The organism is Clavibacter michiganensis subsp. tessellarius (assembly GCF_021922985.1).
GTDB lineage: Bacteria > Actinomycetota > Actinomycetes > Actinomycetales > Microbacteriaceae > Clavibacter > Clavibacter tessellarius.
The window spans coordinates 2,972,180-2,989,658 of record NZ_CP040788.1; the positions used below are offsets into that span (position 1 = coordinate 2,972,180).

Genomic DNA, 17,479 nt, shown 5'->3' on the forward strand with positions numbered 1-17,479 from the left:
CGCGGAGGGTGCGTCCGCGAGGCGATCCTCTCCCGAGGTGGCGCCGGCGGGCAATGGCCGGGCCGGATCCTCCCTGCCCCGTCATCTACACTCCAGTCGATGCCTGCCTCGACCCCGATCGCCCCGCGCGTCCAGCGCGTGATCCGGGGGCTCGCCGCATCCACCACCGCCACGTTCGTGGCCGCGCTCTTCCACGAGGCCGGCGGCGGGGCCGCCCCGTCGTGGGCCGTCGTGGCGTTCGGGCTCGCGCTCGCGTCGCTCGCGGCCATCGCGCTCGCCGGCACGCGCGCGTCGCTCTGGCGGCTCACGGCCGCGGTCGGCGTCAGCCAGCTCCTCTTCCACGGGCTCTTCACGGCGGCGGGCGACGCGGCGGGCGCGACCGCCGCGGATCCGCACGCGGGCATGGCGGGGCACGGCGCCCTGCCGCTCGCGATCCCCGGCCTCGACGGCGCGCCCGCCGGCGCCGCGTCCGCGCTCGACGCCGGCATGCTCCTCTCGCACGGCGCCGCGCTCGTGGTCACCGTGCTCGCGCTCCGCCACGGCGAGGCGGCCCTCCGCGCGCTCGTCCGCGCGTCCGGCGTCCGCGTGCTGCTCGCCCTCGCGATCCCGTTCCTGCGCCCCGACGGCCGCCCGGCCGCCGCGCTCGCCCGCGCCGCCCGCGCACCCCGACCGCTCGGCGACCTCGTCGCCCGGATCGGCCGGCTGCGCCACCGCGGTCCGCCGCGCGCCCTCGCCGCCGCCTGACCCGCGCGACCGTCGTCGCGACGAGGCCGCCTGCCCGCGCAGGCGCCGCCCCTCCTCCTTCCCTCCCTCCGGACGCCGGCACCGCCGCGTCCGCTCCCGGGGCCGCCTCCGCGCGGCCCGGAACAGGACACCCGCCATGACCACCTCATCCACCCCCGCCCCCCGCCGCCGGATCCTCCGCTCGGCCACCGCGCTCGTCGGCGGCGTCGCGCTCGCCGTGGCGATGCCGCTCGCCGCCTCGGCGCACGTGCGCGTCTCGCCCGACCAGGCCACGGCCGGCAGCTACAGCACCCTGACGTTCAAGGTCCCGACCGAGTCCGCGACCGCGACGACCACGAGCGTCACGGTCGACCTGCCGAAGGACACCCCCTTCTCCAGCCTCTCCACCGAGCCCGTCCCCGGCTGGACCGCGAAGGTCACCACCGAGAAGCTCGACACCCCGGTGAAGACCGACGACGCGACCATCACCGACGCGCCCATCGAGGTCACCTGGACCGCGGACGACGGCGTGGGGCTGAAGGCCGGCGAGTTCCAGCGGTTCACGGTCTCCGTCGGACCGGTGCCGGAGACCGGGAGCATCATGCTGCCCGCGCACCAGGGCTACTCGGACGGCTCCGTCGTCGACTGGGACCAGGCGACGCCCGCGTCCGGCGAGGAGCCGGAGCACCCCGCGCCCACGCTGTACGTGCAGGACGCGCCGCCCGCCGACGCGATGAGCGCCATGAGCACCACGGCGCCCGGCGCCTCCGCCGCGACGGCGACCACGGCGTCCTCGACGGACGCCGCGGGCAGCGCGGTCGCGGTGGGCCTCGGCGTGGGCGGGCTCGCCTTCGGCGCGGTCGCGCTCGTCGTGGCGGTCTTCGCCCTGACCCGCGTGCGCCGCGAGGGCGGCGGCCAGGCGTGACGCCCGGACGCCGGATGCGCCCGAGCCCCCGTCCCGCGGGCGCGCCCACCGCTCCGCGCCGCCGCCTCCTGCGGGTCGCGGCCGCGCTCTCCGGCGCGGCCCTCGCGACGGCCGCGCTCGCGCTCGTCGGCCTCGGCCAGGGGAGCGGGCCGGACGGCGCGCTGCCCGCATCGGCGCACGACTACCTCGTCTCGAGCTCGCCCGCGGCCGGATCCACGATCGACGCCGCGCCGTCGGAGGTCACGCTGACCTTCAACGACGTGATCCTCGACCTCGGCGCGCCCGGCGGCGACGCGGGCGGGTCGTCGGCCGCGGCGGGCGGGTCCTCGATCGTGCAGGTCACGGGCCCCGACGGCCAGGGCACGCACTTCGAGACGGGCTGCGCCGTGAACGCCGGACGCGCGGTCACCGTGCCCGTGGCGCTCGGCGGATCCGGCGAGTACACGGTGACGTGGCGCGTGGTCTCGGCGGACGGGCATCCGGTGTCCGACTCGATCGCGTTCACGTACCAGGCGCCCGCGGGCGCGGCGGCGTCGGCGGGATCGGCGTCCGGGCCCGCGTGCGCGGCGGCCCAGGAGGGCGCCTCGGGGTCCGGATCCGGCGCGGGCACCGGATCCGGCTCCGCGGGCGGCTCCGCGACCGGCGAGGCCGGCACCGCCGCGGGCCAGGAGCAGGGCATCGCGCCCTACCTCGGCGTGATCGTCGGCGTGGGCATCGGCATCGTCGTGCTCGCGGCGGCCGCGGTCGTGCTCATCGTGGTGACCGGGCGGCGGAAGCCGGCCGGCGCGGCGGTCCGCCCGCCCCGCCCCGCGGACGACGACGACGGCCCGCCCGCCGCCTGACCGCGCGCCCCACGGACCGCGACGGGCCCGGATCCTCCGCGGATCCGGGCCCGTCGTCGTGCCGGGGCCGGTGCCGGTGCCGCCGCCGGCGCGGGCCGCGGATCAGCTCGCCGCCGGCCCCATCAGCTCGACCGCGCGCGCGAGGGCATCGCGGCACGCGCGGATCCCCGGCCGGTCGAGGCTGCCGACGCGCGACGACGTGAACACCGTGCGCCGGGGCGACCCCGGCAGCCCGACGAGCCGCACGTCGGGCTCGCGGCCGGCCCAGACGAGGTCCGGCAGCACGGACGCCGCGTGGCCGCCACGCACCAGGTCGATGTGCGCCTGCAGGTCGGCCGTCACGTACCGCACGTCCGGTTCGAAGCCCGCGACGCGGCACACCTGCTCGGCGAAGTGGCGCGACGCGGTGCCGGCCGGCTCCATCACCCACGGCAGGCGGCGCGCCTCCGAGACGGTGCGGACGTCCTCGCGGCCGGGCGGCAGGCCGAGGCGGAGCGGATCCACGCACAGCTCCTCGCGGTCGAGGTCGGCCGGCCGGGGCGCCGCGTGCGCGGGGTACTGCTCGGCGATGACGAGGTCGTGGTCCCGCGCCCACACGTCGTGCAGGCCCGACTCGGGCTCGCGCATCGTGATCTCGACCCGGAGGTCGGGGTAGTCGTCACGGAGGATCGTGAGCGCCGGCGGCACGAGCGCGAGCAGCGCGGACTGGAACGCGGCGATGCGGATGGTGCCGGACACGTTCGCGAGCGACGCGTTCACCTCGGTCTCGGCGCGCTCCAGCCGCTCGAGCAGGGCCGTCGTGTGCTCGACGAGGATCTCGGCCTGCGGCGTGAGGACCACCCGTCGGCCGACCCGGCGCAGCAGCGGGACGCCCGCCTCGCGCTCCAGCTGCGAGAGCTGCTGCGACACCGACGACGGGCTGAACGACAGCGCGTCGGCGACCGCGCCGATCGTGCCGCGGAGCTTGAGCTCGCGCAGGAGCCGCAGCCGTCGCATCTCGAGCACGTGCGCCTCCCGCGGGATCCCAGGCGAGCATGGAATCATCGGCAGGACCGCACGATGATCATCGGAAACGTTCAGCGCATCCGACGAGAGCATGGTCGCACACTGGGGGGACGCGCCCGCCGCGCGGCCGACGACGACGGGGCTGAAGGCCCACACGAGACGAAGAGGTTCCCGCATGACCGCCGAGACCGCATCCGCCCCCGAGACCGCCGCGATCCCGACGTCCGTCGGCGTCTCCGCCCCCGATCGCGACGACCTCGCCGACCGGTCCGTCGCGCTCGTGCGCACCTGGCTCGCGGAGGCGGCCCAGCACCCCGCGGATCCCTCCGCCGAGCGCCTCGCGGGCGTCCTCAAGGACGAGAACGGCCTCGACTTCACCATCGGCTTCGTCGACCGGGTCGTGCGCCCCGAGGACCTGCCGGTCGCGGGCAACAGCCTCGCCGCGCTCACCGCCAAGACGCCGGGCTTCCTGCCCTGGTACATGCAGGGCGCGATCCGCGCGGGCGGCATCCTCGGCCCCGTCCTCCCGCAGGTCGTCGTGCCCGTCGCGCGCCGCGTGCTGCGCGAGATGGTCGGGCACCTCATCGTCGACGCGACGAGCGAGAAGCTCGGGCCGGCGATCGAGAAGCTGCGCGCGGGCGGATCCCGCCTCAACCTCAACCTGCTGGGCGAGGCCGTGCTCGGCGAGCAGGAGGCCGCGCGCCGCCTGGCCGGCACGCGCGAGCTGCTCGCCCGCGACGACGTGGACTACGTCTCCATCAAGGTGTCGAGCGTCGTCTCGCAGCTGTCGATGTGGGCGTTCGACGAGGCCGTCGACAAGGTGGTCGAGCGCCTGACTCCCCTGTACGAGCTGGCGTCGGAGGCGGCGACCCCCAAGTTCATCAACCTCGACATGGAGGAGTACAAGGACCTCGACCTCACCATCGAGGTGTTCACGCGCGTGCTCGACCAGCCGCAGCTGAAGGACCTCGAGGCCGGGATCGTGCTGCAGGCGTACCTGCCCGACGCGCTCGCCGGGCTGCAGCGGCTCACCGCGTGGGCGCAGGAGCGTCGCGCGGCGGGCGGGGCGCCCATCAAGGTCCGCATCGTCAAGGGCGCGAACCTCGCGATGGAGCAGGTCGACGGCCGGATGCACGACTGGCCCGTCGCCACCTGGGCCACCAAGGAGCAGACCGACACGCACTACAAGCGCATGCTCGAGCACGCGCTCCAGCCCGCCGCGGCCGACGCCGTGAAGGTCGGCGTCGCCGGGCACAACCTCTTCGACGTCGCGTACGCGTGGCTGCTCGCCGAGGAGCGCGGCGTGACCGACCGGATCGAGTTCGAGATGCTGCTCGGCATGGCGACCGGCCAGGCCGAGGCCGTGAAGCGCACGGTCGGCGGGCTGCTGCTGTACACGCCCGTCGTGCACCCGACCGAGTTCGACGTGGCGATCTCGTACCTCATCCGCCGCCTGGAGGAGAACGCGAGCCAGGAGAACTTCATGTCGGCGGTGTTCGAGCTGAGCACGTCAGCTGAGCTGTTCGCGCGCGAGGAGTCGCGGTTCCGCTCGTCGCTCGCCGCCGTCGACGACACGATCCCGGCGCCGAACCGCACGCAGGACCGCCGCTTCCCGCCGGAGCTCGACGACGTGGATCCGCTGGCCGAGCCCGAGGCGCACGAGGAGCCCGAGGTCGAGGTCGACCCGCAGCTCACGAACGTGGTCCAGGGCTTCACGCGCGGATCGCTGCTCACGCCCGACGCGCTCGTCGACCCCGACGCCTCCACCACCCCGTTCCACAACGCCGCGGACACGGATCCGGCGCTGCCGACGAACCGCGCCTGGGGCCGCGAGATCCTGGCGCGCGTGGAGGCCTCGCGGCTCGGCGTCGCGACCATCGACGCCGCGCGCATCGACTCCACCGACCAGCTGGACGACGTCATCGACGGCGTGCGCACGGCCGCCGCCGCGTGGGGCGCCCGCCCCGGCGACCAGCGCGCCGCGCTGCTGCACCGCGTGGGCGTCGCCATCGAGCGCAACCGCGCGCGCCTCATCGAGGTCATGGCCTCCGAGACCGGCAAGACCATCGCCGAGGCCGACCCCGAGGTCAGCGAGGCCGTGGACTTCGCGCACTACTACGCCGAGCGCGCCCGCGACCTCGACCGCGTGCAGGGCGCCCGGTTCGTGCCGTCGCGCGTCACCGTGGTGGCGCCGCCGTGGAACTTCCCCGTCGCGATCCCCGCGGGCAGCATGCTCGCGGCCCTCGCCTCCGGCAGCGGCGTGGTCGTCAAGCCCGCCGGCCAGGCCCGCCGATCCGGCGCCGTGCTGGTCGAGGCGCTCCGCGAGGCCGGCGTGCCGCGGGAGCTCCTCGCGCTCGTCGACGCCGGCGAGGCCGAGTTCGGCGAGCACCTCATCGCGCACCCCTCGGTCGACCGCGTGATCCTCACGGGCGGCTACGAGACCGCCGAGGTCTTCCGCTCCTGGCGCTCGGACCTCCCGCTCCTCGCCGAGACCAGCGGCAAGAACGCCATCATCGTCACGCCCAGCGCCGACCTCGACCTGGCCGCGGCCGACGTCGTGAAGAGCGCGTTCGGCCACGCCGGCCAGAAGTGCTCGGCGGCGAGCCTGGTGATCCTCGTGGGGTCCGTCGGGAGGTCCCGCCGGTTCCTCACGCAGCTCACCGACGCGGTGTCGTCGCTGCGCGTCGGCTACCCGTCGGATCCCACCACGCAGATGGGCCCGATCATCGAGCCGGCCGCCGGCAAGCTCAAGCACGCGCTCACGCAGCTGGGCGTCGGCGAGAAGTGGCTCGTGGAGCCCGAGGCGAAGGACGAGACCGGCCGCCTCTGGTCGCCGGGCGTGCGCGACGGCGTGAAGCCCGGGTCGTACGTCCACCTCACCGAGTTCTTCGGCCCCGTGCTCGGCGTGATGCGCGCGCGGAACCTCGAGGAGGCCATCCGCTTCCAGAACGCGATCCCGTACGGCCTCACCGCGGGCCTGCACAGCCTCGACGCGCGCGAGCTCGAGCAGTGGCTCGAGACCGTGGAGGCGGGCAACCTCTACGTGAACCGCGGGATCACGGGCGCCATCGTGCAGCGCCAGCCGTTCGGCGGCTGGAAGCGCTCCTCGGTCGGATCCGGCACCAAGGCCGGCGGCCCGAACTACCTCATGGGCCTCGGCTCCTGGGTCGCGGACGAGGGCCGGCACTCGAGCTCGCTGCACCTGCGCGGGCTGTCGCCGCGGGTCACGGAGCTCATCGAGTCGGCGCAGCCCGCCATCCGCTACGAGGACTTCGACCTCGTCCGCCGCTCCGCGCTCAGCGACGCGGTGGCCTGGCACGACGAGTTCGGCCAGGTGAAGGACCCGAGCGGCCTCGGCGTGGAGCGCAACCTGTTCCGCTACCGGCCGCTGCCCGTCACGGTGCGGCTCACGGAGTCGGGCGCGCTCGCCGACCTGCTCCGCGTGCTCGCGGCCGGGCGCCTGGCGCGCGCCGAGATGCACGTGTCGGTCCCGGGGATCCTCCCGGCCGGCCTCGGCCAGGTGCTCGACGACCTGCCGAGCGTGCACGTGACCATCGAGACGGACGACGCGTGGCTCGCCCGCGTCGGCGCGTCCGGCATCGCGACCGAGCGCGTGCGCCTCGTCGCCGCCCGCGACGCGCGGCTCGTGGAGGCGCGGGCCCTGTCCGACGCGCTGCGCGGCACGCCCGACGTCGCGGTGTTCGCCGACGAGGTCACCGCGGCCGGCCGCGTCGAGATGCTCACGTTCCTGCGCGAGCAGGCCATCAGCATCACGGCCCACCGCTTCGGCAACCCGGACGACTGGAGCGAGGCGGTCATCTAGGTGACCTGCGTCGAGGTCCGCGCGCTCGCGGCCTCGGAGGTCGGGCGGCTCGAGCGGGAGGAGCCGTCCGGCCGCGGGTTCGCGCGCGCGATGTGGGCCGCGCAGGAGGCGGGCGGATCCACGCTGCTCGTCGCGTGGGACGGCGACCGGCCGCTCGGATCCGGCCAGCTCGACACCCGCGGCGCCGTGCCCGAGCTGCGGAACCTGCGGGTGGACGCGGCCGCGCGGGGTCGCGGCGTCGGCACGGCGATCATCCGCGCGGCCGAGGAGCGCGTCACCCCCGGCCGCCTCACCGTGGGCGTCGGCCTCGACAACCCGCGGGCCCGCGCGCTGTACGAGCGGCTCGGCTACCGCGGCACGGGGGAGATGACGACGACCTCGTACGCGTACGTGGACGACGCGGGCGTCACCCGGCAGGCGACGGAGACGGACGAGACGCTGGCGCGCGACCTCGGCTGAGTCCGGTCGGCCTCGCCGACCTGCCACGATGAGCGCATGCGCGAGACGGAGGCCATCGCCCGCGCCCGGGCGATGTGGGACGCGGGGCGGCGTCGGGAGGCGACCGCGTCGCTCGTGGACCGGGTGCGGGGCCACCCCCGCGAGGCGGACGCGCGCCTCACCCTGGCCGGCTGGTACCGCGAGCTCGGGGCGCCGGACCAGGCGGGCCGCTGGGGCATCGCGACGCCGGGCTGGACCACGGAACAGGAGCGCGACCGGCTGGCGCGCATGATCGCGACGTCCGGGCACCGCGACGAGGGCGTCGCCGCGTTCCTCGACCTGCCCGGATCCGAGCTCCCGGACCACGTGGCCGAGCTGCTCCCGCTCGTGGCGTCGCATCGGGAGCGGTACGCCCGGATCGGGACGCCGATCGGCGAGGCCGGCCCGGCGCCCGACCTCCGCAGGGAGTCGGCGATCGTGCTGGGCGTCGCGGCCGCGGTGGTGTTCGCCCTGGGGATGCTCCTCGCCGGGATCCTGTCCCTCTTCGGCGTGGACACGGTCGGCGTCGCGCGCTGGACGGGGGTCGTCGCCCTCGTCCTGCTGAAGTTCGCCGTCCTCACCGTGGGCGTGCGACCGCGTCGGGGCCCATGGTGGATCACGGCGATCGCCCTGGTCGTCGCCGTGTCGCTGGTCGTCGCCTACTGGGGCCTGGCGCGGATCGCGTAGCCGGGCGCCCGGGCGTCCGACCCGACCGCCGGGTCCCGGGGATGATCCGCTCGCAGCCCACCCGGATCCGCGACCCTGGACGGATGCAGCGCTCCGAGACCGTCGACCGCGCCCGGACGCTCTGGGACGACGGCCGGCGGCGCGAGGCGATCGTCGAGCTGCGGGATCGCGTCCGGGAGGAGCCGTGCGACGCGGTCGCGCGGCTGCTGCTGGCGTCCTGGTACCGGGAGGTCCGCGCGCCCGACCAGGCCGGCCGGTGGGGCATCGCGCTCCCGGGCTGGACGACCGCCCGCGAGCGCGAGCTGCTCGCGCGCCTGATCGCCTCCTCCGGCGTGCGCGACGAGCACCTCGGGCGCTTCCTCGCGCTGCCCGCGGGCGAGCTGCCCGCCGAGCTGGACGAGGTCATGGCGGTGGTGGGCGGGCTGCGCGCCCCCGACGGCTGGCGCGGCGCGAAGCCGCTGCGGCGCCGCGACCTGCGGAGCCGGATCGCGCACGCCGTCCACGTGCTCGGCTGGGGGCTGCTCGCGGGCGCCCTCCTCATGTCCGGCCTCGTGGCGCTGGCCGGCGACGACGCCACGCCTCCCGCGCGCGGCGGCGTCGCGCTGGGTCTCGTGCTGCTCGCCGTGGCCGCGGTCGTCGAGGGCACGCGGGCGCGACGCGGCTGGTGGTGGATCGGCCCTGCGGCCGCGCTGCTCGCCGCGGCCCTGGTGGCGGCCGCCGTGGCGCTCGCGCGGATGGCGGTCTGAGCGCCGCCTAGGGTCGTCACGTGACCCCCGCTCCCGCCGCCGTGAACGTGTCGGTGGTGCCGGTCGCAGGCCTCGTCGTTCGGGCCGCCCGGACCGCCGCCGGCCGCGCCGCCCTGCGGGCGCTCGCCGCGGAGATCGTGGGCGCGGATCCGGCCGACGTCACTGTCCGCGCCCGCTGCGCGACCTGCGGCGGAGAGCACGGCCGTCCGGTGCTCGGCGGATCCCGCGCGCTCGACGGCCTGCACGCGAGCGTCGCGCACGCGGGCGACGCCGTGGTGGTCGCGGTGTCGACGGACGGGCCGATCGGCATCGATGCCGAGCCGCGCGGCCGGGAGGCGCCGCCCGGGACGACGCTCGGGGAGTGGGTGCGGATCGAGGCGGTGCTGAAGGCCGACGGGCGCGGGCTCCGCGTCGACCCGTCGCGCGTGCGGTCCGCGGGCGACGCGCACGGGTCCGTCGCGTGGATCGACGGCGAGCCCGCGCGCTACCGGGTGGTCGACGCGGAACTCGGGAGCGGCCTGGTCGCGGCGGTCGCGCGGCGCGGCCTCGGGCAGGTGGTCGTGCGGATCCGGGACCCGGACGGGCCGGGATCCGGCGCCTGACCCCTCAGCGCCGCCCCACCTTCGGCAGCTGCGGCAGCGGCCCGTCCGTGAGCCAGGCCCGCAGCAGCGCGCCCGCGTCGCCGGCGGCGCCGACGAGGTCGGCGGTGGTGCGCGGCGCCGTCCACGCCGGATCCGTCCAGCGGAGGAGCAGCGCGCGCCATGCCGCGTCGCCGAGCGTCAGCCGGAGCGCGTGCACCGCGAGGGCGCCGCGCTTGTAGACGACGTCGTCGAACATCGCCTCGGGGCCGGGATCGCCGATGCCGACCTGCGTGCCGTACCGGTCGAGGCGCGCGTGGTGCTGGCGCGCGAGCGCGTCCGTGGTCGGGCCCCCGGACTCCTCCGACCACAGCCACTCGGCGTAGCAGGCGAAGCCCTCGTTGAGCCAGATGTGCTGCCACGACGCGAGGCCCACGGAGTTGCCGAACCACTGGTGCGCGAGCTCGTGGGCGACGAGCCGCTCGGATCCGCCCGTGCCGTCCGCGTGGTTCGAGCCGAGCACGGCCATCGCCTGCGCCTCGAGCGGGATCTCCAGCTCGTCGTCCGTGACGACCACGCGGTACTCGCCGAACGGGTACGGCCCGAACAGCGTCTCGAAGAAGGCCATCATGCGCGGCACGAGCGCGAGGTCCTGCAGCACCCGGGCCTCGCGCGGCTTCGGGTACGCGAAGACGGCCTGGGTGGATCCGGCGGGCACGCGCTTCTCGACGTACCGGCCGATCTGCACGGTCGCGAGGTACGGCGCGGTGGGCGCGTCCTGCTCGTAGGTCCAGGTCGCGCGGCCGGAGCGCTCGAGCCGGGACACGAGCCGGCCGCTCGCGACCACCGAGTAGTCGACCTCGCACGCGACACGGATGCGGAAGGCGGCCCGCACGTCCGGCCGGTCGTTGCAGGGGAACCACGTGGACGCGCCGCTCGGCTGCGACGCGACGAGCACGCCGTCGCCGAGCTCCTCCCAGCCGAGGTCGCCCCAGACGGTGCGTCGGGGGCCGGGCTCGCCGGAGTAGGCGACGTCGACCGTGAAGGACGCGCCCGCGGGGATGGGAGCCGCGGGCGTGACCACGAGGCGGCCGCCGCGCTGCACGTGCCGGGTCTCGCGGCGGCCGTCGACGCGGACGTCGCCGGCGCGGAGGCCCGTGAGGTCGAGCTCGAACCGGGGGAGGTCCTCGCGGGCCGTGGCGGTGATCACCGCGCGCGCCTTGAGGCGGTTGCGGGCCACGCGGTAGTCGAGGTCGAGGTCGTAGCGCTCCACGGAGTACGCGGTGGAGCCGACCTCGGGGGTGTAGCCGTCGCCGGACGCGGGTCCCGCCGCGGCCCTCACCGGCGACCGGCGGTCGCGGGGGCGGGGGAGTCGACGGAGGCGGAGGCGGCCGACGCGGCGGCGTCGGCGGCGGGCGCGGCGTCCGCCGGCAGGTAGCGTCCCGTCTTCACCTCGCGCCACGGGCCGATCGGGTTGCCGCTCCAGCGGCTCGCCTCGGGCACGAGCTCGCCGCGCATCACGAGGCTCGCGGGGCCCACGGTGGCCTGCGGGCCGATGCGCGCCGCGGGGAGGATGACGCTGTGCGGCCCGAGGCTCGCACCGGCGTCGAGGGTGACGGTGTCCATGCTCATGATCCGATCATGGAACAGATGCGTCTGCACGACACAGCCGCGGTTGATCGTGGATGCGTCCCCGAGGGTCACCAGGTCGGCCTCCGGCAGCCAGTGCGAGTCGCACCACACGCCGGATCCGATGCGCGCGCCCAGGCTCCGCAGCCACCAGACGAGCGCGGGCGTGCCGGCGGCCGACGACGCGAACCAGGGCGCGGCGACCATCTCGGTGAACACGTCGGAGACCTCGCTGCGCCACACGAACGACGACCACAGCGGGTGCTCCTCCGCGCGGATGCGGCCGATGAGGATCCACTTGGCCGCCGTCGAGATGCCCGCGGCCACCGCGCCCGCCACGAGCAGCACGACGCCGCCGAGCAGGAACGCGACGAGCGGCCCCCACGCCTCCGTGATCGCGGCGAGCGTCACGAGCACGGCCAGGCCGATCGCGCAGGTCACGAGCACGGGCACGACGCGGAGCAGCTCCCAGAGGATGCGGGCCACGCGCAGCCGGGTCGGCGGCCGGAACGTGCGCGAGTCGTCGGCCGCGGCGACCGTGCGGCGGAGCCGGACGGGCGGGGAGCCGAGCCACGAGGATCCGGCCTTCGACTTCGTGGGCGCCGCCGAGAGCACGGCGACGAGGCCGTCCTTCGGGACCTTGTGGCCGGGCCCGGCCATGCCGGAGTTGCCGAGGAACGCGCGCTGGCCGATCTCGGCGCGGGCGACGCGCATCCACCCGCCGCCGAGCTCGTAGCCGGCCACGAGCGTGTCGTCGGCGAGGAAGGCGCCGTCGCGGATCGTGGTCATCGCGGGGATGAGGAGCACGGTCGACGCCTCCACGTCCTTGCCGACGCGCGCGCCGAGCAGGCGGAGCCAGACGGGCGTGAAGAGGCCCGCGTAGAGCGGGAAGAGCACGGTGCGGGCGAGGTCGAGCAGGCGCTCGGTGGTCCAGAGCTGCCAGCCGACGCGGCTCCGCACCGCGTGGATGCCCTCGGTCACGCCGAGGCCGAGGAGGCGCACGGATCCGACCACCAGCAGCGCGAGCACCAGCCCGGTCACGAGCACCGCGGGCACGAGCGCGCCGAGGCCGCGCCACCACGCGTCGCCGAGGTCGGCGGATCCGCGGATGGCCGTCGCGAGGATCCCGCCGCCCGCGACGAACGCCACGACGGGCACGAGCGCGGTCGCCACGGACGCGGCGCCGTACGCCGCGACCCAGCGCGTGTTCCGCGGCGGCCGGTGGTCGGGCCACCACACTCGGGCCTTGCCCTCGCGCGCGGCGGGGGATCCGGCCCAGCGCTGGCCGGACGGCACGCGCCCGAAGACCGCGGAGCCCGGCGCGATCTCCGCGCCCTTGCCGATGCGCGTGCCCGGCAGCAGCGTCGAGCGGGTGCCCACCGTGGATCCCGCGCCGATGCGGACGGCCCCGACGCGGACGGTGTCGCCGTCGATCCAGTACCCGGAGAGGTCGACCTCGGGCTCGACGGAGGCGCCGCGGCCGATCCGGAGCATGCCCGTGACGGGCGGCAGCGTGTGCAGGTCGACGTCGTCGGCGATGCGCGCGCCGAGCGCCCGCGCGTAGTACGTGATCCACGGCGCGCCCGCGAGCCCGACCGCGCCGATCTGCTGCGCGATCTGCTCGGCCAGCCAGAGCCGCAGGTGCCAGCGGCCGCCGCGCGGGTGGTCGCCCGGCGTGAGGCCGCGGAGCAGGAGGCGCGCGGCGACCGCGGAGATCGCCATGCGGCCGAACGGCGTCGCGAAGAGGAGGAGGCCCGGCACGAGCAGCCAGAGGGGGACGGACGGCAGCGCGTCGAAGCCGCCGAGCGGCCGCAGCAGCGCGGAGCCCGTGAGCAGGAGCGCGAGCCAGCGGAGGCCCTGCAGGGCGAGGAGGGGCGCGCCGAGGAGGGTCTGGATCCACTGCGTGCGGCGCGGCGTCGGCCGCACGTCCACCTGCGGTCCGGTGCGCGCGGCCCGCGGCGCGCGTCCGGCCATGGCCGCGTGCATGGCGCCGAGGCGCGGGTGGGCGTAGACGTCGGCGACCGTGAACTCGGGGTCGATCGACCGGATCCGGGCCACGAGCTGCGCCGCCGACAGGGATCCGCCGCCCAGGTCGAAGAAGTTCGCGTCGGCGCTCGCCACGGGCGTGCCGAGCGCGGCCGACCACATCTCGGCGAGCGGGCGCAGCTCGGCGTCGAGGTCGGCGCCCTCGTCGCCCGCGGCGCCGGGGAGCGGCCAGGGGAGCGCGGCGCGGTCGACCTTGCCGGAGGTGCGCGTGGGCAGCGACTCGACCACGCCGATGAGCGGCACGAGCGCCGCCGGCAGGGCGACGCGGAGGCGCTGCACGGCGTCCTCGCGCGAGAAGGTCGCGGGATCCCGCGGCACGAGGTATCCGACGAGCACCGGGTTGCCCGCGCCCGTGGTCTGCACCGCGACGGCGGCGCCCTGCACGTCGTCGAGCGCCTGCAGCGCGGCCTCGATCTCGCCCAGCTCGATGCGCCGGCCGCCGACCTTCACCTGGTCGTCGGCGCGGCCCTGGAAGACGAGGCCCTCCGCCTCGAAGCGCACGAGGTCGCCCGAGCGGTAGGCGCGGTCCCAGCCGAGCGCGGGGAAGGGGGCGTACTTCTCGGCGTCCTTGGCGGGATCCAGGTAGCGGGCCAGCCCGACGCCGCCGATGATCAGCTCGCCCACGCCGCCCTCGGGCACGCGCGCGCCGTCGGCGTCGACCACCGCGAGGGTCCAGCCGTCGAGCGGCAGGCCGATGCGCACCGGTCCCGGCCCGCCGAGAGGCGCCGCGCACGCGACGACGGTCGCCTCGGTGGGGCCGTACGTGTTCCAGACCTCGCGGCCGTCGGTCGCGAGGCGCTGGCCGAGCTCGGGCGGGCAGGCCTCGCCGCCGAAGATGAGCAGGCGCACGTTCTCGAGCGACTCCGCGGGCCACAGCGCCGCGAGCGTCGGCACGGTGGACACGATGGTCACGCCGTGCGTCGTGAGCCAGGGCCCGAGGTCCATGCCGCTGCGGACGAGGCTGCGCGGTGCCGGCACGAGGCACGCGCCGTGGCGCCAGGCGAGCCACATCTCCTCGCAGCTGGCGTCGAACGCGACCGACAGGCCCGCGAGCACGCGGTCGCCGGGGCCGATCGGCTCGTCCTGGAGGAAGAGGCGCGCCTCCGCGTCGACGAACGCGGCGGCCGAGCGGTGCGAGACCGCGACGCCCTTGGGGGTGCCGGTGGATCCCGAGGTGAAGATGATCCACGCGTCGTCGCCGGGCGCAGGCGGCGTCACGAGGGGGAGCGCGGAGGTGGAGGCGTGCGCGGCGGCGGTGGGGAGGATCCGGAGCGCGGCCGCCGTGGCGCGTGCGGCGTCGCCCGCGCTGCCCTCGCCGGCGTCCGCGGCGCCGTCCTCGTCGGCGGCGCGCGGCGCGTACTCGCCCGTGCCCGTCACGACGCCCGCGACGCGCGCCTCGCCGAACACCAGCCGCGCGCGCTCCTCGGGGTCGTCCGCGTCCACCGGCACGTAGGCGGCGCCGGCCGCGAGCACGCCGAGCACCGTGACGTAGAGGTCGCGGGACCCGGACGGCATGCGGATCCCGACCCGGTCGCCCTTCTCGACGCCCGCCTCCCGCAGCGACGCGGCGACCTGCACCACGCGCGCCATGAGCTCGCGGTAGCTGAGGGCGCCGTCGCCGTCCTCGATGGCGGAGGCGTCGGGGTGCGCGGCGACGGTCGCGCGGAGCACGTCCACGAGCGTGCGCGCGGGAGTGACGGCGTCGGCCCCGTCGAGGACCCGCTGCGCGTGGGCGGGGGCGGCGGCCTCGGCGGCGCCCGCGGCGGCCTCCTCCGGAGGAGCGCCCGCGGCCCGTGCGTCGTCGTGCGGCGTCGCCGCCTCCGGGGAGGACTCGGGCATGTGGTCTCCGATCGGACGGGGCGGCGTGCGTACTGTCGGGCCTCCGGGTGAACGGGAGGTGGAATCGCGGCGACCCCGGGGCTCCGGAGCCCGCGGCGGCGGATCAGCCGGCCGCGAGCGCCTCGTCCACCAGGCGTCGTGCATCGGCGTCGGAAGCGCCGAGCCGCCGCGCGAGCTGCGCGTACGCGGCGGCGGATGCCCGCAGCGCCGCCGGCACGTCGTCCTGCGCCGCGACGAACGACCCGGCGCGTCCGCGCGTCTCGATCACGCCGTCCGCCTCGAGCTCCTTGTACGCCCGCGCGACCGTGTTGACGGCGACGCCCGCCTGCTCGGCGAGCGCCCGCACGGTCGGCAGCCGCGCGCCGACCGGCAGCTCGCCCGCCGCGGCCCGGCGCGCGACCTCCGCGCGGAGCTGCTCGTAGGGCGGGATCGCGGAGCCCGGGTCGATGCGGTAGCCGGGCGCGGGATCCATGCGCCGAGGCTAGCGAGCCGCGGGCCGCCGCCGGGCGCGACATGCACGGCGCGCGCACCCGCCGAGCGCGCCGGCAGGGGAGGATGGACGCGCGGCACGCACGGCCGCCGACAGGAGGTCCCGCATGTCCGAGCTCGAGCTGATCACGATGTGGTCGCGCGCCCGCAAGCAGATGATCACGAGCCAGCTCGGGCCGATCCTCCTGCTCACCGCGACGGTGTTCCTGCTGCGCACCGGCCTCGCCGACGCCGACCTCGGCACGCGCCTCGCGGCCGCCCTGATCCTGCTGGCCACCGGCGCCCTCGGCGCGGCCGTGCAGTTCTCCATCAACTCGCAGGCCATCGCGATCGCCCGCGATCTCCGCGAGTCCGGCGCCTCCTCGCACGCGGCCCGCGTGGTCATCGCCGCCGAGGGCCTCACGAACCTCGTCCGCTACGCGATCCCGGCGCTCTTCGTCGTCATCTACGTCGTGATCCTGGTGGCGCTGTTCGCCTGATCGTCAGGGTGTGATCGCGGGTGTGATCGCACTGTCGCTCAGCGTGTGTTCCACTCGCTCAGCGGATAGCATGTCCCCATGTCGATCACCACGCCCGGGCTGGGCGCCTACGAGACGGCCATCCGCGCGTCTGATGCTGAGCTGGTCGCCGGCCTCCGCGAGGTCCTCGGCGCCAAGCTCGTCGCCTACCTCGGCTCCGTGCAGGAGACGCGCGCCGTCCGACAGTGGGCGGAGGGGGAGCGCGTCCCGTCCGCGGTGGCCATGAACCGGTTGCGCCTGGCCTTCCACGTCGCGGGGATCCTCGTCGAGCGAGAGCATCCCCGGGTGGTGCAGGCCTGGTTCACCGGCCTCAACCCGCAGCTCGACGATGCCTCGCCCGCACGTCTCATCCGGGAGTCCCCGGACCTCGACGAGGCGGGCGCCCGGATCCTGGCGTCGGCCCGCTCCTTCGTCGCGAACGCCTGAGGCGGGATCGGTGGAACGGCCCCGCCCTGCGCTGCGCACGGACCCGGGCGAGGTGTGGCGGGTGGGACGCGCCCCGGATCCGTGGGGCTGGACGGACTGGCGGTACGCCGAACGCGGTCGCTTCCCCGGGCGGTGGGATTCCCCCGACGGCTCGTACCGCACGATCTACGCCGGCTCGACCCCGCACGCGTGCCTGGTCGAGCTGATCGCGCCGTTCCGCCCCGACCCGTCCGTGGCCGACGATCTCGCGGCCATCGTGGAGGACGAGGCGGACGCTGCGCTGCATCCGACCGTCGCCCCCGGTCGTCTCGACGACTCGTGGTTCGGCGCCCGGCGTCTCGGTCGCGCCGTCCTCACGGGGACCTACTGCGACGTCACCCACTCGTCGACCGTCGCCGCTCTCCGTCCTCGGTTCCTCGACCAGGCGCGACAGGCCGGACTGGCGGACCTCGACGTGGCAGCCCTGCAGGACGCGCGTCCCCGTCAGCTGACCCAGGCGATCGGGCGGGCGCTGTACGAGGAGACGGAGGACGGACGCGCGGTCGTCGACGGGATCCGGTTCCCGTCACGCCACGGGCGTGACCTCGAGCTGTGGGCGGTGTTCGAGCGCGCCTCCGACGTCGGTCGGAGCGGTCGTCTGACCGAGGCGACCGTGCAGGCGCTCGACGCCGATCACCCGGCCGTGCGCTCCGCTGCGGCGCTCCACGGCGTGCGGATCGGCTAGCC

Annotated in this window: 15 protein-coding genes; 11 read left to right on the top strand and 4 right to left on the bottom strand. The window is 76.2% G+C overall.

The window, feature by feature from the left end; translation table 11 throughout:
- The first annotated feature begins 99 nt into the window (after positions 1 to 99).
- From FGG90_RS14165 to FGG90_RS14175, 3 genes are all read left to right on the top strand, one after another.
- A complete protein-coding gene (locus FGG90_RS14165; RefSeq protein ID WP_094126398.1) occupies positions 100 to 744 on the top strand; it encodes a hypothetical protein in 645 nt (214 codons plus the stop codon).
- 136 nt (positions 745 to 880) lie between these two features.
- Positions 881 to 1,648 (top strand): YcnI family copper-binding membrane protein, encoded by a 768-nt coding sequence (locus FGG90_RS14170; RefSeq protein WP_094126397.1) that lies wholly within the window; start codon positions 881 to 883, stop codon positions 1,646 to 1,648.
- 14 nt (positions 1,649 to 1,662) lie between these two features.
- Positions 1,663 to 2,490, top strand: coding sequence for a copper resistance CopC family protein (locus FGG90_RS14175; RefSeq protein ID WP_094126396.1), 828 nt, complete (start codon positions 1,663 to 1,665; stop codon positions 2,488 to 2,490).
- A 102-nt stretch (positions 2,491 to 2,592) separates the two neighbouring features.
- Here the strand turns inward: FGG90_RS14175 and FGG90_RS14180 are convergent, their stop codons facing one another.
- Entirely contained in the window at positions 2,593 to 3,495 is a 903-nt protein-coding gene (locus FGG90_RS14180; protein ID WP_094126395.1) for a LysR substrate-binding domain-containing protein, read from the bottom strand.
- 175 nt (positions 3,496 to 3,670) lie between these two features.
- On the opposite strand from FGG90_RS14180, the gene FGG90_RS14185 reads away from it, so the two are divergent.
- The 5 genes from FGG90_RS14185 (at position 3,671) to FGG90_RS14205 (ending at position 9,830) form a co-directional block, all read left to right on the top strand.
- Entirely contained in the window at positions 3,671 to 7,318 is a 3,648-nt protein-coding gene (locus tag FGG90_RS14185; RefSeq protein ID WP_094126394.1) for a proline dehydrogenase family protein, read from the top strand.
- Positions 7,319 to 7,777, top strand: coding sequence for a GNAT family N-acetyltransferase (locus tag FGG90_RS14190; RefSeq protein ID WP_094126393.1), 459 nt, complete (start codon positions 7,319 to 7,321; stop codon positions 7,775 to 7,777).
- Between the two features lie 36 nt (positions 7,778 to 7,813).
- Positions 7,814 to 8,482 (top strand): hypothetical protein, encoded by a 669-nt coding sequence (locus FGG90_RS14195; RefSeq protein ID WP_094126392.1) that lies wholly within the window; start codon positions 7,814 to 7,816, stop codon positions 8,480 to 8,482.
- Positions 8,483 to 8,565: 83 nt separating this feature from the next.
- Entirely contained in the window at positions 8,566 to 9,228 is a 663-nt protein-coding gene (locus FGG90_RS14200) for a hypothetical protein (protein ID WP_237583435.1), read from the top strand.
- Positions 9,229 to 9,248: 20 nt separating this feature from the next.
- Positions 9,249 to 9,830, top strand: coding sequence for a 4'-phosphopantetheinyl transferase family protein (locus FGG90_RS14205; protein ID WP_094126390.1), 582 nt, complete (start codon positions 9,249 to 9,251; stop codon positions 9,828 to 9,830).
- A 4-nt stretch (positions 9,831 to 9,834) separates the two neighbouring features.
- Here the strand turns inward: FGG90_RS14205 and FGG90_RS14210 are convergent, their stop codons facing one another.
- From FGG90_RS14210 to FGG90_RS14220, 3 genes are all read right to left on the bottom strand, one after another.
- Positions 9,835 to 11,148: a M1 family metallopeptidase gene (locus FGG90_RS14210; protein ID WP_094131201.1), complete on the bottom strand. Its 1,314-nt coding sequence runs from the start codon at positions 11,146 to 11,148 to the stop codon at positions 9,835 to 9,837.
- The gene (locus tag FGG90_RS14215) at positions 11,145 to 15,320 is read right to left on the bottom strand and encodes a Pls/PosA family non-ribosomal peptide synthetase (RefSeq protein WP_094126389.1); all 4,176 of its coding nucleotides are present in this window, start codon (positions 15,318 to 15,320) and stop codon (positions 11,145 to 11,147) included. The genes FGG90_RS14210 and FGG90_RS14215 overlap by 4 nt, the downstream gene beginning before the upstream one ends.
- Positions 15,321 to 15,423: 103 nt before the next feature.
- Entirely contained in the window at positions 15,424 to 15,792 is a 369-nt protein-coding gene (locus FGG90_RS14220) for a GntR family transcriptional regulator (protein WP_094126388.1), read from the bottom strand.
- 124 nt (positions 15,793 to 15,916) lie between these two features.
- Here FGG90_RS14220 and FGG90_RS14225 point away from each other — a divergent pair, with 124 nt between their 5' ends.
- From FGG90_RS14225 to FGG90_RS14235, 3 genes are all read left to right on the top strand, one after another.
- Positions 15,917 to 16,288: a hypothetical protein gene (locus FGG90_RS14225; protein WP_094126387.1), complete on the top strand. Its 372-nt coding sequence runs from the start codon at positions 15,917 to 15,919 to the stop codon at positions 16,286 to 16,288.
- A gap of 78 nt (positions 16,289 to 16,366) precedes the next feature.
- Complete coding sequence (locus FGG90_RS14230; protein WP_094126386.1) at positions 16,367 to 16,753, top strand: hypothetical protein; 387 nt, start codon at positions 16,367 to 16,369, stop codon at positions 16,751 to 16,753.
- 61 nt (positions 16,754 to 16,814) lie between these two features.
- Positions 16,815 to 17,477, top strand: a complete 663-nt coding sequence (locus FGG90_RS14235) for an RES family NAD+ phosphorylase (RefSeq protein WP_165771350.1) — start codon at positions 16,815 to 16,817, stop codon at positions 17,475 to 17,477.
- Positions 17,478 to 17,479 lie beyond the last annotated feature (2 nt).